Genomic DNA, 13,866 nt, shown 5'->3' on the forward strand with positions numbered 1-13,866 from the left:
CGGCAGGTTGGGCGGGTGGTGTTTCCGGCTCTGCCGGCGCGTCAGCGGTCGCTGCTATTTGCGCGGACATGTTCATCTATGCGTTCACGGTCTGGCTATGCCTGACCCCTCAATGTTCTGTGCCATCCTACGGAGGACATCGAGGGTGACATCGAGGTCGGCATCTTCGATGCCGGCCAAGAGATCGCGCCTCAGCCCGCGAGCCATCTCCATGACGAGATCGGCGGCGGCCTCGCCTGCCGGCGTCATGGCGACCTGCTTGGCACGGCGATCGGTGTCGACCGCGCGGCGCTCGATCAGGCCTTGCGTTTCGAGGCCATCGATCAGGCGCACGAGGGTCGCGTTCTCGATCTCCAGTTCCTCGGCGAGTTCCTTCTGGTTGACGGCCTGGCAATCTGAGATGCGCATCAGGGTGCGCGCCCGCGCCAGGGTCAGCCCGCGTTCGCGAACGCGGGCGTCGAAAAGCGTACGCATCTTGCGGCCAACCTTGGAGAGTTCGTCAAGAAGCAGGTCACGTGCCGGAATTGCCGTCATTAGGTAGTTGCCATATATGTAGGAAGCTAATTATCTACTCGCTATCTAATACCAAACGCCGCTCTTTGCAAGCCCGGCCTGGAGAGACGTGATTGGAGGAGGCGCTAGCGGTTGCGCATAACCACGCAGAAACCGCCAGCGGTGTGCAGCTTGTTGCAGATGTTGTTGGCGTCGCCACGATTGTCCGCGCCGATGCGCACGGCGTAGATACCGGCGCGCCCGATCGGCGTGCGTACCCGACTTACCACCGGCTCATAGGACTTCAGCAATGCCGGGAACTGCGCCTGCACTCTTTGCCACTGGTTGACCGCCGCGGCACGGCGGAAATTGCCGGCCACCTGCACGCCCCAGGGCTTTATCTCGATGGCGGCCATTGGGATGGTGGCAGACCGAATGATGGGCAGCATCCGGCAGGCCTCCGCAAAGGGCTTGCCTGCTTTCAGCGGCGGGAAGCTGCCGGCATAGTCGCGATTGGTAAAGGTGTCGGCCGGCTCGCCCATGATGTCGAGCACATAGCTTTCCGTCTCGAGCGGCAGGAAGCCGCCAACCGACAGCCAGCGCGAGACGCGGTTCTCGCCAGCATTGTAGGCCGCGGCGGCCAGGCCGAAATTGCCGAAATTCTGCTTGAGATCGCTCAGATATTTTGCCGATGCGGGAATGGCCTGGTCGATATCGAACGGGTCGTCGAGGCCGCGCAGCTTGGCCGTGCCCGGCATGAACTGGGCTATGCCCTCCGCCCCGACGGGACTGAGCGCATTGGCGTCGAAACGGCTTTCCTTCCAGATCAGCCGGGCGAAGAAATTGCGCGGCACGCTGTTGCGGTCGGCTTCCTTCTCAATGAGGTCGCAGATGCGGCCGATGGTGACCGGCAGCGAGCGCCCCGGCGGATCGGCTAACGCAACATCGCTCCACACCATCGCACAAAGCAGCACTGCCGCTTTGGCGAGGGCCCGCACGGTCTATTCGGCCGCTTGCTTGCCGCCACGGCCGAAGCGCTGCTCGACGTAGTCGGCGACCATTTTCTCGAAGTCCTCGGCGATGTGCGGTCCGCGCAGCGTGGTGGCCTTGCGCCCGTCGATGAAGACCGGGGCGGCCGGCGTCTCGCCCGTTCCGGGCAGCGAGATGCCGATGTCGGCATGTTTCGACTCGCCCGGCCCGTTGACGATGCAGCCCATGACCGCGATCTTCAGTTCCTCGACGCCCGGATATTTCTCGCGCCACACCGGCATGTTCTTGCGGATATCGGCCTGAATGTTCTGCGCGAGCTCCTGAAACACGGTCGACGTCGTGCGGCCACAGCCGGGGCACGCCGCCACAATCGGGATGAACTGCCGAAAACCCATGGTCTGCAGGAGTTCCTGCGACACCTGCACTTCTCGGGTGCGGTCGCCGCCGGGCTCCGGGGTCAGCGAGATGCGGATCGTGTCGCCAATGCCCTGCTGCAGAAGGATGCCCATGGCAGCCGAAGAGGCCACGATGCCCTTGGTGCCCATGCCCGCCTCGGTGAGGCCGAGATGCAGCGCATGGTCGGAGCGCGACGCCAGCATGGTGTAGACGGCGATCAGGTCCTGCACCTGGCTGACCTTGGCCGACAAAATTATTCTGTCCCGCGCGAGGCCGATCTCTTCTGCGAGGTCTGCCGAGATTAAGGCAGACTGCACGATCGCCTCGCGGGTGACTTCCTGCGCGGTCAGGGGCGAGCCCTTGGCCTGGTTCTCGTCCATCAGGCTCGTCAGCAGTTCCTGGTCCAGCGAGCCCCAATTGACGCCGATGCGCACCGGCTTGTTGTAGCGGATCGCCATTTCGACGATGTCGGCGAACTGCTTGTCCTTCTTGTCCTTGAAGCCGACATTGCCTGGGTTGATGCGATACTTCGCCAGCGCCTCGGCACAGGCCGGGTGATCGGCCAGCAGCTTGTGGCCGATATAGTGGAAATCGCCCACCAGCGGCACATCGATGCCCAACCGCTCCAGCCGCTCGCGGATCTTCGGCACGGCCGCCGCGCTCTCGTCGCGGTCGACCGTGATGCGCACGATCTCCGAGCCGGCGCGATGCAGGGCGGCGACCTGTGCCACCGTCTGGTCGATATCGGCCGTGTCGGTATTGGTCATCGACTGGACGACCACCGGAGCTTCGCCGCCGACGATCACGCCGCCGACATCGACGCCGACCGATTTGCGGCGGGAGAAGGGAGAGGAAAAGTACCCGGTCATTGCCGGCAGCCTCTTTGCAAAAGAGCGAAAGACATTTGCGCCTGACGTGGAGGACGATGCGGCCGATGTCAATGGCCGCGACGATAACCCAGAACTAGTGCGTCTTCATAACGGCGAAATCTCGGCGTGACTGCCAGCGACAAGTTTGACCCATCTTATTCGGCTGTTCCAGCTTTACACCTGCGCACGAAGCACCTTTGCCCGTTCCACTCTGTGAACAATTGCTTGCGGCGATAGCAATTGCGCATGACAAAAAAGCCTGCGACAGTGCTCCCCTGAACAGCTTTCGCAGAACGGACGAAGATGAATACCCGGCAGGAACACGGCAGCGGACGGCTCGACGATGCGGCGCGCGCTGGCTGGCTCTATTACGTCGCCGGCAATACCCAGGACCAGATCGCCGGCAAGCTCGGCGTCTCGCGCCAGACGGCGCAGCGGCTGGTGTCGCTCGCGGTTTCGGAAGGGCTGATAAGGGTCCGGGTCGATCATCCGATCGCCAACTGCCTCGATCTTGCGGCGCGGCTGCAGTCGCGCTTTGCGCTCGATCTCGTCGAAGTCGTGCCGAGCGATCCCGATTCGACCTCCACCACCATCGGCATTGCGGAAGCGGCGGCGGCGGAAATCGAGCGACGGCTGCGCTCGACCGATCCCATCGTCATGGCCATCGGCACCGGCCGCACGCTGAAGGCGGCGATCGAGCAACTGCCGCCCATGGAATGCCCGCAGCACAAGGTCGTGTCGCTGACCGGCAATATCTCGCCGGACGGCTCAGCCGCCTTCTACAACGTCATCTTCACCATGGCCGACAGGATCAAGGCGCGCAGCTTTCCCATGCCGCTGCCGGTCATCGCCTCCTCGCCCGAGGAGCGTGAAATGCTGCTCGGCCAGCCGATGATCCAGCAGACGCTGGCGCTGGCCGCGCGCGCCGACGTGACCTTTGTCGGCATCGGCGATCTTGGGCCCAGGGCCCCGCTTTACGAGGACGGCTTCATCACCGACGCCGAGCTCAAGGCGCTGCAGAAGGCAGGCGCGGCGGGCGAGATCGTCGGCTGGAGCTTCGACCGCGACGGCCGCATGATCGACGGCATAACCAATGAGCGAGTGGCCTCGGCCCCGATCCCCTCGCGCGAAAAATCGCTGGTGATTGCGCTGGCCATGGGCGAGCGCAAGCTGCCCGCCATTCAGGCCGCGATCACCCGCCGGCTGGTCAACGGGCTCATCACCGACGAGCGCACAGCCGCGGCGCTGCTGGAAACTCGCTAGAGCGCCCCGAGGGGCACACATTATCAAATCGGCAACTTTTTGGTTGCCCATTTGGCGCAAGGCTGGCATGGTAAAAGGCAACCAGGAGGTTGCATCATGACCGATCGCATCGAGAAAAGCGTTGAACTCAATGCCCCCGTCGAGCGCGTCTGGACCGCGCTGACCGACCACAACGAATTCGGCACGTGGTTTCGCGTAAAGCTGGACGGGCCCTTCGTGCCGGGCGAGGTTTCGCGCGGCCACATCACCTACCCCGGCTACGAGCATGTGCGCTGGGAAGCCACGGTCAAGCGCATGGACGAGCCGCACTACTTCTCCTTCACCTGGCATCCCTATGCCGTAGATCCCGACGTCGACTATTCCGGCGAGACGCCGACGTTGGTCGAATTCAGGCTTGCGCCAACTGGCAGCGGGACGCGGCTGACGGTTACCGAATCGGGCTTCGGCGCCCTGCCCCCGCATCGCAGGTCGGACGCGCTGCGCATGAATGACGGCGGCTGGGCCGAGCAAATGAAGAACATCGAGGAACATGTCGCTGCTTGAGTTCCACGGGGCAGACCCCGCCCCGATTTTCGCCGCCCTTGGCGACCCGACGCGACTGTCCTTGCTGACCAGGCTGAGCGATGGGCAAAGCCGCTCGATCGCCAGCCTTTCGGCCGACACGCAACTGACCCGGCAGGCCATAACCAAGCATCTGCATGTGCTGGAAAATGTCGGGCTGGTGAAGTCCAGCCGCACCGGCCGCGAAAGCCGCTTTGCGTTCCAGCCGCAAGCCGTTGCCGAGGCAAAGGCCTATCTCGACAGCGTCTCCCGGCAGTGGGACGACGCGCTGTCGCGGCTGCGCGCCTTCGTCGAACGCTAGAGCGACGGGCATTCTAACGAATGCTATTCCGCCGCTCTATCCGCTTTCTTAGCCGCATTTGTGCGACGCCAGACGATCCCGTCTGGCTGCAAAATGCTTTAGCCGGCCGGTTGGGCGCCGGCCGGCATTGATCGGTCACTTGCGAATGAAGGCCAGCAGGTCCTCGCTGATCTCGTCCTTCAGCGTGGTGCACATGCCATGCGGGGCGCCCTTGTAGACCTTCAATTCCGCTCCCTTGACGATTTTGGCCGACAGAGCGCCGGCGTCGGCGAAGGGAACGATCTGGTCGTCGTCGCCATGCATGACCAGCGTCGGCACGTCGATCTTCTTCAGATCTTCCGTCATATCGGTTTCGGAGAAGGCCTTGACGCTGAAATAGCTCGCCGGCAGTCCCGCCATCATGCCCTGCATCCAGAAGGACTCCCGGACGCCTTCCGACACTTTCGCGCCGGGCCGGTTGTAGCCGTAGAACGGCATGGAAAGGTCCATCCAGAATTTCGACCGGTCGGCCAGGACATTGGCCCGGATCTGATTGAATGCCTCCATCGGCGTGCCGCCGGGATTCTTGTCGGATTTCAGCATCACCGGCGGGACCGCACTGATCAGCACCGCCTTGGCCACCCGCTTGGTGCCATGCCGGCCTATATAGCGAGCGACCTCACCGCCGCCAGTGGAATGGCCGACATGAATGGCGTCCTTCAGGTTGAGCGCCTCGACCAAGGCAGCCAGATCGTCGGCATAGGTGTCCATGTCGTTGCCCTGCCACGGCTGGCTGGAGCGCCCGTGGCCGCGGCGGTCATGCGCGATGCAGCGATAGCCGTGCTGGGCGAGATAGAACATCTGGTCTTCGAAGGCGTCTGCGGAAAGTGGCCAGCCATGGCTGAACACCACGGGCTGTCCGCTCCCCCAGTCATTGTAATAAATCATCGTGCCGTCCTTGGTCGTGATCATGCTCATCTTGCGAACTCCCTGGTTGAAGTTTGATCGATAAGCAGCCGCGCTATCCCCTTGCGGGGCCCCAAACAGCCGCAACGCACGGGCCTTGGGTCGAAGGCTGTGCGTTGCGGCCTGAAATAGCGCTCGGAATCACGGGCAGAAGGCAGTTCACGCGAAAAATCGGGGACCGGAGAAGCTATTCGCGCCGGCCGGCGGGATCGTGGCCGTCCAGATAGCCGATGTCGCGCTGGAGATGATGGGGCAGCGTCCGAACATCGAGGCAGGGCCGCCGCGGGGAAAGCAGCCATGCAAACCACGGGCGGCGGCGAGACGGCCGCCCACGGCTGGAGGTCAAAGCAAGCCAAGCATATGCCATCGCACCAATCGGCCTCTCCTGGAGAGAACCGCTCCCGATTTATGGATTGGCCTTCTAATTGCGGCAGATAAGCTATATTTTCCAATCGAACGTCGATTGGGATGCATAAGCTGTATTAATCCATAATGACCCTGCCCTTGCCGCCCTTGCCCGCCGTCCGCGCCTTTGAGGCAGCCGCCCGCCATGGCAGCTTCACCAAGGCTGCGGAAGAGCTCGGCATGACGCAGGCAGCCGTCAGCTACCAGATCAAGGTTCTGGAAGAGCGCGTCGGCGCGCCGCTGTTTCTGCGCAAGCCGCGCCAGGTGACGCTCACCGAAGTCGGCCAGCGCCTGGCGCCAGCCTTCACCGAAGCCTTTTCGCTGATCGGCGAGGCCTATGCCCAGGCCCGTTCGGGTGCCGAAGGCGTCCTGTGCGTCAGCACCATCCTGACCTTCGCCTCCAGCTGGCTGGCGCGCAATCTCGGCGCATTCCAGGTCCAGCACCCCTCGCTTGCGGTACGGGTCGACACGTCGAGCCGGCTGATCGATTTCGCCCGCGAGGATGTCGATGTTGCCATCCGTTCCGGCAGCGGCGACTGGCCCGGCCTTGCCAGGCATTTCCTTTTCAAGACCGAATTCAGCCCAATGCTGAGCCCCAAGCTGGCCGCAAGCATCGGCGGGCTGAAGGAGCCGGCCGACCTTCTGCGGCTGCCGATCCTCGACCCCGGAGATCCGTGGTGGCGGGAGTGGTTTGCCGCTGTGGGCGTGCCGACCGACGCGCTGGCCGCCCGGCCGCGCAGCAGCATGGGAGCCCAGGCCTATGAGGCCAATGCCGCCATGGCCGGGCATGGCGTGGCCATCCTCACCGCCGCAATGTTCCCGAACGAACTCGCCGACGGGCGGCTGATCCAGCCCTTCGACCTCGTCGCCAATGACGGCAACTCCTATTGGCTGGTCTATCCCGAGGCACGGCGCAACGTGCCCAAGATCCGCGCCTTCCGCGACTGGCTCCTCGCCGCATTCGCCGCCTCGCTCGGCCCGCAGGGCGCATAAGCCCTCATTTACACCTTTTGTCGGAGTGCCGGCTTCGCAACGAAATGCCGGCGCCGAGCGTTTCCATGCCGGGACGGCTGTGGCGCGCGCCGCGCTGCAACAAGGTTTGCGGCTTGACATAATTCCGCCTGAATGAATAATTGCTCACAGCCAAGGCAAATGCTCAACTTGGTCATGGGAGGAATTTGATGAAACTGACCACGCTCCTTATCGGGCTGTGCTCGGCGAGCGCGCTCGCCTTTGCCGCGCATGCCGAAACGCTGACCATCGCCACCGTCAACAATGGCGACATGATCCGCATGCAGAAGCTGACGGACGATTTCACCGCCAAGAACCCGGACATCCAGCTGCAGTGGGTGACGCTCGAGGAAAACGTGCTGCGCGAGCGCGTGACCACCGACATCGCTACCAAGGGCGGCCAGTACGACGTGATGACCATCGGCAACTACGAGGTGCCGATCTGGGCCAAGCAGGGCTGGCTGCTGGAGCTGAACAATCTCGGCGCCGACTATGATGTCGACGACCTGCTGCCGTCGATCCGCGGCGGCCTGTCCATGGACGGCAAGCTCTATGCCGCGCCCTTCTACGGCGAATCCGCCATGATCATGTATCGCACCGACCTGTTCGAGAAGGCCGGGCTGAAGATGCCGGAAAAGCCGACCTGGGAATTCATCGGCGAAGCCGCGCGCAAGATCACTGACCGCAATGCCGGCATCAGCGGCATCTGCCTGCGCGGCAAGGCCGGCTGGGGCGAGAACATGGCCTTCCTGACCGCCATGAACAATTCCTTCGGCGGACGCTGGTTCGACGAGAAGTGGCACCCGCAGTTCGACCAGCCTGAGTGGAAGAACGCGCTGCAGTTCTATGCCGACCTGATGAAGGATGCCGGCCCCTCCGGCGCCTCCTCCAACGGCTTCAACGAGAACCTGACGCTGTTCCAGCAGGGCAAGTGCGGCATGTGGATCGATGCCACCGTCGCGGCCTCCTTCGTCTCGAACCCGAAGGATTCGACCGTCGCCGACAAGGTCGGCTATGCGATCTTCCCGAACAAGGAAGGCGTCGACAACCACGGCAACTGGCTATGGTCGTGGAACCTTGGCGTGCCGGCAGGCAGCCAGAAGGCGGAAGCCGCGCAGAAGTTCATCGCCTGGGCGACCAGCAAGCACTACACCGAACTGGTCGCCGAGAAGGAGGGCTGGGCCAACGTGCCGCCGGGCACCCGCACCTCGCTCTACAAGAACGAGAACTATCTGAAGGCAGCCCCCTTTGCCGCCCCGACGCTCGAGGCGATGAATACGGCCGACATCACCAAGCCTTCAGTGAAGCCGGTGCCCTATACGGGTGGCCAGTTCGTGGCGATCCCCGAGTTCCAGGGCCTCGGCACGACGGTCGGCCAGCTGTTCTCGGCAGTGGTTGCGGGCCAGTCGTCGGTCGATGACGCGCTTGCCCAAGCCCAGAAGGTCTCGGTGCGCGAAATGACCCGCGCCGGCTACATCAAGTAGGCTTCCTCCCGAGCCTCGGCTGCCCGTTGCCCCTTCGGGCGGCCGCCTTTTCCGCAAGTCGACTGCGCACGGCACGGAGACAGCCATGGCAACACGACAGACCCGCTCGCTGGCCCGCCTGATGTTGACGCCCTCGGTCATCCTGCTTCTAATCTGGATGATCGTGCCGCTGGCGATGACGCTGTGGTATTCGTTCCAGAACTTCAATCTCTTGAACCCGGTCATGCGCAGCTTTGCCGGCTTCGATAACTACCGTTATTTCTACACCGATCCCGCTTTCTTCGAGTCGATCGCCAATACGCTGGCCATCGTGGTGGGCGTCCTGCTGATCACCGTCATCGGCGGCATCCTGCTGGCCTTGCTGCTCGACCAGCCGATCTTCGGCCAGGGCATCGTGCGCATCCTGGTCATCTCGCCCTTCTTCGTCATGCCGCCGGTCGCCGCACTGATCTGGAAGAACATGATCATGCATCCCGGCTACGGCGTGCTGGCCGATGTCGCGAGATCGCTCGGGCTGCAGCCCGTCGACTGGTTCGCGCAATATCCGCTGCTGTCGATCATCATCATCGTCTCCTGGCAATGGCTACCCTTCGCGACGCTGATCCTGCTCACCGCGCTGCAGTCACTCGACGAGGAGCAGAAGGAGGCGGCCGAGATGGACGGCGCCAATTTCTTCAACCGTTTCCGCTATCTGGTGCTACCGCATCTGGCGCGCGCGATCACGGTGGTGATCCTGATCCAGACCATCTTCCTGCTCGCGGTCTATGCGGAGATCCTCGTCACCACCAATGGCGGGCCGGGCTACGCCACGACCAACCTCGCCTTCCTCATCTACCGCACCGCGCTCCTGTCCTACGACATCGGCGGGGCGTCGGCCGGCGGCGTCATCGCCGTGGTGCTGGCAAACATCGTCGCCATCTTCCTGATGCGCGCCGTCGGCAGAAACCTGGAACGGTAGGAGGCGATCATGGCGCGCGCAATTTCGACACGCAGGAAGACCGTGACGACCGTGGTGGCCTGGCTGGTCGCCCTGATCATCTTCTTCCCGATCCTCTACACCATCATCACCTCGTTCAAGACCGAGCCGGAGGCGATTGCCGGCATCAGCCTCATCCCGTCGGGCACATTCGAGAACTATGTCGAGGTGCAGGCGCAGCGCGACTATTTCAGGCCGTTCCTGAACTCGGTGGTGATCTCGCTCGGCTCGACGCTGATCGCGCTTCTGATCTCGGTGCCGGCCGCCTGGTCGATGGCGTTCTCGCCGGGCAAGCGCACCAAGGACATCCTGATGTGGATGCTCTCCACCAAGATGATGCCGGCCGTGGGCGTGCTGGTGCCGATGTATCTCATCTTCCGCGACACCGGCCTGCTCGACACGAGGACCGGCCTTACCATCGTGCTGACGCTGGTGAACCTGCCGATCGTGGTGTGGATGCTCTACACCTATTTCCGCGAGATCCCGGGCGAAATCCTTGAAGCGGCTCGCATGGACGGCGCCTCCACGCTGAAGGAGATCGTCTATGTGCTGACGCCGATGGCGGTGCCGGGCATCGCCTCCACCATGCTCTTGAACATCATTCTCGCCTGGAACGAATCCTTCTGGACGATCCGGCTGTCGGCGGCCAATGCCGCGCCGCTCACGGCCTTCATCGCCTCCTTCTCGAGCCCGCAGGGGCTGTTCTGGGCAAAATTGTCCGCCGCTTCCACGCTCGCCATCGCGCCGATCCTGATCATGGGCTGGTTCAGCCAGAAGCAGCTCGTGCGCGGCCTCACCTTCGGGGCGGTGAAGTGATGCGCGGCGCGGGCGTTAGATAAGAGGGGACCAAGACCCATGGGCACCATCAAGCTCGACGACGTGACAAAATCCTTCGGCGCCACAGTCATCATCCCCAAGGTGGACCTGGAGATCGAGGACGGGGAATTCGTTGTCTTCGTCGGCCCATCGGGATCGGGCAAGTCGACGCTGCTGCGGCTCATCGCCGGGCTGGAGGATGTGAGCGGCGGCAAGATCTCCATCGACGGGCGCGACGTCACACACGTGGCGCCCGCCAAGCGCGGGCTTGCCATGGTGTTCCAGTCCTATGCGCTCTATCCGCATATGAGCGTCTACAACAACATCGGCTTCCCGCTGAAGATGGCGGGCGAAGGCAGGGAGACGATCGACAAGAAAGTGCGGGACGCGGCCCGCGTGCTGAACCTTGTCGACTATCTCGAGCGGCGGCCCGGCCAGCTTTCCGGTGGCCAGCGCCAGCGCGTCGCCATCGGCCGCGCCATCGTCCGCCAGCCCACCGCCTTCCTGTTCGACGAGCCGCTTTCCAATCTCGACGCCGCCCTGCGCGGCACGATGCGGCTGGAGATCAGCGAGCTGCATCATCAGCTCAAGACGACCATGATCTACGTCACCCACGACCAAGTCGAGGCGATGACGCTGGCCGACAAGATCGTGGTGCTGAACGGCGGCAATGTCGAGCAGATCGGCTCGCCGCTGGAGCTCTACCGTAAGCCCGCCAACCTGTTCGTCGCCGGCTTCATTGGCTCGCCGCGCATGAACCTCATCGAGGGGCCGGCTGCCGACGCCAAGGCGGCGCAGACCATCGGTGTGCGCCCCGAGCACATATCCGTCTCGAAAACTGCTGGCGACTGGATGGGAACGGTGGGCGTTGCCGAGCATTTGGGCTCCGACACGTTCCTACATGTCCAGGCCGACGGCATCGGCCCCCTGACGGTGCGTGCCGACGGCGAGGTCGGGCTTGCCCATGGCGAGACCGTCTACCTCACCCCCGATCAAACCAAGCTGCACCGTTTCGGTGCCGACGGGAGAGCACTTTGACTGAGAGACTAAAGGGCAAATCCGCCCTCATCACCGGCGCGGCGCGTGGCATCGGCCGTGCATTTGCCGAGGCCTATGTTCGCGAGGGCGCGACGGTCGCCATCGGCGACATCAATTTCGAGGCGGCGAAGAAGACCGCCGCCGAGATCGGGCCTGCGGCCTATGCGGTTCCGCTCGACGTGACCGACCAGGCCTCCATCGACGCCGCCATCCTCGCGGTGGAGGAGAAGACCGGCGGCATCGATATCCTCATCAACAATGCCGCGTTGTTCGATCTTGCCCCCATCGTCGAGATCACCCGCGAGAGCTATGACAAGCTCTTTGCCATCAATGTCGCGGGCACGCTGTTCACGCTGCAGGCGGCGGCGCGCTCGATGATCAAGCGCGGCAAGGGCGGCAAGATCATCAACATGGCAAGCCAGGCCGGCCGCCGCGGCGAGCCGCTGGTGGCCATCTATTGCGCGACGAAGGCGGCCGTCATCAGCCTCGCCCAGTCGGCGGGCCTCAATCTCATCAAGCACGGCATCAACGTCAACGCCATCGCCCCCGGCGTGGTGGAGGGCGAGCACTGGGACGGCGTCGACGCGCTGTTCGCAAAATACGAGAACCGGCCGATCGGCGAGAAGAAGCGGTTTGTCGGGCAGGAAGTGCCCTTTGGCCGCATGGGCCGGGCCGAAGACCTGACCGGCATGGCGATTTTCCTCGCCACGCCCGAGGCCGACTACATCGTCGCCCAGACCTACAATGTCGACGGCGGCAACTGGATGAGCTGAGGGCTGGAGCCCGACATGCCGGGCATAGGCGCCCGGCAGCCATACATCCGCAAGGAATGACTTCCCATGAGCGTCAAACTTTCCTCCGCCAATCTCGCAAAACTCCCCGAGCAAGTCGCGCGCCCCGGCTATCGCCAGGCCGAGCTCAAACCGGGCATCGTGCATTTCGGCGTCGGCAATTTCCATCGAGCGCATCAGGCGGTCTATCTCGACGATCTGTTCAACGCCAGGCTCGATCATGATTGGGCCATCGTCGGCGCGGGCGTGCTGCCGGCCGACGCTGACGCGCGTGAAAAACTGAAGGCCCAGGACTGGCTGACCACCGTTGTCGAGCAGGACAGTGGCCATGTAGCGGCGCGGGTGACATCGGCGATGTTGGATTACCTGGTGCCCGGAAATGTCGAGGCAATTCTTGCACGGCTGGCTGATCCCGAAATCCGCATCGTCTCGATGACGATCACCGAGGGCGGCTATTTCATCGATCCGGCGTCCGGCAAGTTCAATCCGGAAAGCCCCGAGATCGTCGCCGACGCGAAGAACCCCTCAGCGCCGAAGACTGTGTTCGGACTGGTGCTTGCCGGGCTCGCTCGCCGGCGGGCAGCCGGCACGCCGCCATTCACCGTGATGTCCTGCGACAACATCCCTCACAATGGCCGCGTCACTGCGGACGCCGTCATCGGGCTGGCGCGGCTGTTCGATCTGGAACTGGCCGACTGGGTCCAGCACAACGTGGCCTTTCCGAACGGCATGGTCGACCGTATCACGCCCGCCACGACCGACCGCGAGAGAAAATTCCTCGCCGAGGAATTCGGTATCGAGGACGCCTGGCCGGTGTTCTGCGAGCCGTTCCGCCAGTGGGTTCTGGAAGACAAGTTTCCAGCCGGGCGGCCGGCGCTGGAGAAGGTCGGCGTGACCTTCGTCGATGACGTCTCGCCCTTCGAGCAGATGAAGATCCGCATTCTCAATGGCGGCCACGCGGTGATCGCCTATCCGGCGGGGCTGATGGACATCCATTTCGTCCACGAAGCGATGGAGGAGCCGCTGATCACGGCATTCCTGGAAAAACTGGAGCGCGAAGAGATCATCCCAACCGTGCCGCCGGTGCCCGGCGTCGTGCTCGAGGACTATCTCGCGCTGATCCAGCGGCGGTTTTCAAATCCGAAGATCGGCGACACGGTGCGCCGGCTTTGCCTCGACGGCTCCAATCGCCAGCCGAAATTCATCATCCCGACGATCGCCGACCGGCTGAAAGCGGGCAAGAGCATCACGGGCCTGGCACTCGAATCCGCGCTCTGGTGCCGCTATTGCCATGGCACCACCGATTCCGGCGCGGTGATCGAGCCCAACGACCCGAATTGGGACCGCATGCAGGCCACCGCCCGCGCCGCCAAGGACGATCCCTCCGCCTGGCTCGCCATGGAAGACATCTATGGCGAGGTCGGCCGCAGCCCGCTCTTTGCCGAAGCCTTTGCGGACCATCTCAAGACGCTGTGGCGGATCGGCGCCCGCGAAACGCTGAAGCGGTTTTTGGGCTGAGCCGTATCAG

The 13,866-nt window shown here is 63.6% G+C and carries 14 protein-coding genes; 10 read left to right on the forward strand and 4 right to left on the reverse strand.

Annotated features, from left to right (window positions below; all coding sequences use genetic code 11):
- Nucleotides 1-84 precede the first annotated feature (84 nt).
- The 3 genes from M2281_RS08810 to ispG all read right to left on the reverse strand — a co-directional run bounded on the left by M2281_RS08810 (nt 85) and on the right by ispG (nt 2,747).
- Nucleotides 85-534: a MarR family winged helix-turn-helix transcriptional regulator gene (locus M2281_RS08810; RefSeq protein WP_280820680.1), complete on the reverse strand. Its 450-nt coding sequence runs from the start codon at nt 532-534 to the stop codon at nt 85-87.
- 104 nt (nt 535-638) lie between these two features.
- Nucleotides 639-1,451: a lytic transglycosylase domain-containing protein gene (locus M2281_RS08815; protein ID WP_280821159.1), complete on the reverse strand. Its 813-nt coding sequence runs from the start codon at nt 1,449-1,451 to the stop codon at nt 639-641.
- 42 nt (nt 1,452-1,493) lie between these two features.
- Nucleotides 1,494-2,747, reverse strand: coding sequence for a flavodoxin-dependent (E)-4-hydroxy-3-methylbut-2-enyl-diphosphate synthase (gene ispG / locus M2281_RS08820; RefSeq protein WP_280820681.1), 1,254 nt, complete (start codon nt 2,745-2,747; stop codon nt 1,494-1,496).
- 303 nt (nt 2,748-3,050) lie between these two features.
- On the opposite strand from ispG, the gene M2281_RS08825 reads away from it, so the two are divergent.
- The 3 genes from M2281_RS08825 to M2281_RS08835 all read left to right on the forward strand — a co-directional run bounded on the left by M2281_RS08825 (nt 3,051) and on the right by M2281_RS08835 (nt 4,872).
- Nucleotides 3,051-4,010 (forward strand): sugar-binding transcriptional regulator, encoded by a 960-nt coding sequence (locus M2281_RS08825; protein WP_280820682.1) that lies wholly within the window; start codon nt 3,051-3,053, stop codon nt 4,008-4,010.
- A gap of 96 nt (nt 4,011-4,106) precedes the next feature.
- A complete protein-coding gene (locus M2281_RS08830; protein ID WP_280820683.1) occupies nt 4,107-4,553 on the forward strand; it encodes an SRPBCC family protein in 447 nt (148 codons plus the stop codon).
- A complete protein-coding gene (locus M2281_RS08835) occupies nt 4,540-4,872 on the forward strand; it encodes an ArsR/SmtB family transcription factor (protein ID WP_280820684.1) in 333 nt (110 codons plus the stop codon). The genes M2281_RS08830 and M2281_RS08835 overlap by 14 nt, the downstream gene beginning before the upstream one ends.
- 135 nt (nt 4,873-5,007) lie before the next feature.
- Here the strand turns inward: M2281_RS08835 and M2281_RS08840 are convergent, their stop codons facing one another.
- Nucleotides 5,008-5,829 carry an alpha/beta fold hydrolase gene (locus tag M2281_RS08840; RefSeq protein ID WP_280820685.1) on the reverse strand — a complete coding sequence of 274 codons (822 nt, stop codon included), beginning with the start codon at nt 5,827-5,829 and terminating at the stop codon, nt 5,008-5,010.
- 480 nt (nt 5,830-6,309) lie between these two features.
- On the opposite strand from M2281_RS08840, the gene M2281_RS08845 reads away from it, so the two are divergent.
- The 7 genes from M2281_RS08845 to M2281_RS08875 all read left to right on the forward strand — a co-directional run bounded on the left by M2281_RS08845 (nt 6,310) and on the right by M2281_RS08875 (nt 13,856).
- On the forward strand, nt 6,310-7,215 hold the full coding sequence (locus tag M2281_RS08845; protein ID WP_280820686.1) for a LysR substrate-binding domain-containing protein: 906 nt from the start codon (nt 6,310-6,312) through the stop codon (nt 7,213-7,215).
- Between the two features lie 188 nt (nt 7,216-7,403).
- Nucleotides 7,404-8,717, forward strand: a complete 1,314-nt coding sequence (locus tag M2281_RS08850; RefSeq protein ID WP_280820687.1) for an ABC transporter substrate-binding protein — start codon at nt 7,404-7,406, stop codon at nt 8,715-8,717.
- A gap of 85 nt (nt 8,718-8,802) precedes the next feature.
- Nucleotides 8,803-9,675 (forward strand): carbohydrate ABC transporter permease, encoded by an 873-nt coding sequence (locus tag M2281_RS08855; RefSeq protein ID WP_280820688.1) that lies wholly within the window; start codon nt 8,803-8,805, stop codon nt 9,673-9,675.
- 9 nt (nt 9,676-9,684) lie between these two features.
- Nucleotides 9,685-10,509, forward strand: coding sequence for a carbohydrate ABC transporter permease (locus tag M2281_RS08860; RefSeq protein ID WP_280820690.1), 825 nt, complete (start codon nt 9,685-9,687; stop codon nt 10,507-10,509).
- A 39-nt stretch (nt 10,510-10,548) separates the two neighbouring features.
- On the forward strand, nt 10,549-11,547 hold the full coding sequence (locus M2281_RS08865; RefSeq protein ID WP_280820691.1) for an ABC transporter ATP-binding protein: 999 nt from the start codon (nt 10,549-10,551) through the stop codon (nt 11,545-11,547).
- Nucleotides 11,544-12,320, forward strand: coding sequence for an L-iditol 2-dehydrogenase (locus M2281_RS08870; protein WP_280820692.1), 777 nt, complete (start codon nt 11,544-11,546; stop codon nt 12,318-12,320). Before M2281_RS08865 ends, M2281_RS08870 begins: the two co-directional genes overlap by 4 nt.
- Before the next feature lie 66 nt (nt 12,321-12,386).
- Nucleotides 12,387-13,856, forward strand: a complete 1,470-nt coding sequence (locus M2281_RS08875) for a mannitol dehydrogenase family protein (protein WP_280820693.1) — start codon at nt 12,387-12,389, stop codon at nt 13,854-13,856.
- Nucleotides 13,857-13,866 lie beyond the last annotated feature (10 nt).

Origin of the sequence: Pseudaminobacter soli (ex Li et al. 2025) (genome assembly GCF_029892515.1) — a bacterium.
In the GTDB taxonomy this organism is placed as follows: Bacteria; Pseudomonadota; Alphaproteobacteria; order Rhizobiales; family Rhizobiaceae; genus Pseudaminobacter; species Pseudaminobacter soli_A.

What these genes read in the sequence shown, in the direction of transcription:
- M2281_RS08815 (WP_280821159.1), bottom strand. Translation starts at nt 1,451, where the DNA reads ATGGTGTGGAGCGATGTTGCGTTAGCCGATCCGCCGGGGCGCTCGCTG.
- M2281_RS08845 (WP_280820686.1), top strand. Translation starts at nt 6,310, where the DNA reads ATGACCCTGCCCTTGCCGCCCTTGCCCGCCGTCCGCGCCTTTGAGGCA.
- M2281_RS08825 (WP_280820682.1), top strand. Translation starts at nt 3,051, where the DNA reads ATGAATACCCGGCAGGAACACGGCAGCGGACGGCTCGACGATGCGGCG.
- M2281_RS08855 (WP_280820688.1), top strand. Translation starts at nt 8,803, where the DNA reads ATGGCAACACGACAGACCCGCTCGCTGGCCCGCCTGATGTTGACGCCC.
- M2281_RS08840 (WP_280820685.1), bottom strand. Translation starts at nt 5,829, where the DNA reads ATGAGCATGATCACGACCAAGGACGGCACGATGATTTATTACAATGAC.
- M2281_RS08835 (WP_280820684.1), top strand. Translation starts at nt 4,540, where the DNA reads ATGTCGCTGCTTGAGTTCCACGGGGCAGACCCCGCCCCGATTTTCGCC.
- M2281_RS08810 (WP_280820680.1), bottom strand. Translation starts at nt 534, where the DNA reads ATGACGGCAATTCCGGCACGTGACCTGCTTCTTGACGAACTCTCCAAG.
- M2281_RS08830 (WP_280820683.1), top strand. Translation starts at nt 4,107, where the DNA reads ATGACCGATCGCATCGAGAAAAGCGTTGAACTCAATGCCCCCGTCGAG.
- M2281_RS08865 (WP_280820691.1), top strand. Translation starts at nt 10,549, where the DNA reads ATGGGCACCATCAAGCTCGACGACGTGACAAAATCCTTCGGCGCCACA.
- M2281_RS08875 (WP_280820693.1), top strand. Translation starts at nt 12,387, where the DNA reads ATGAGCGTCAAACTTTCCTCCGCCAATCTCGCAAAACTCCCCGAGCAA.
- M2281_RS08860 (WP_280820690.1), top strand. Translation starts at nt 9,685, where the DNA reads ATGGCGCGCGCAATTTCGACACGCAGGAAGACCGTGACGACCGTGGTG.
- ispG (WP_280820681.1), bottom strand. Translation starts at nt 2,747, where the DNA reads ATGACCGGGTACTTTTCCTCTCCCTTCTCCCGCCGCAAATCGGTCGGC.
- M2281_RS08850 (WP_280820687.1), top strand. Translation starts at nt 7,404, where the DNA reads ATGAAACTGACCACGCTCCTTATCGGGCTGTGCTCGGCGAGCGCGCTC.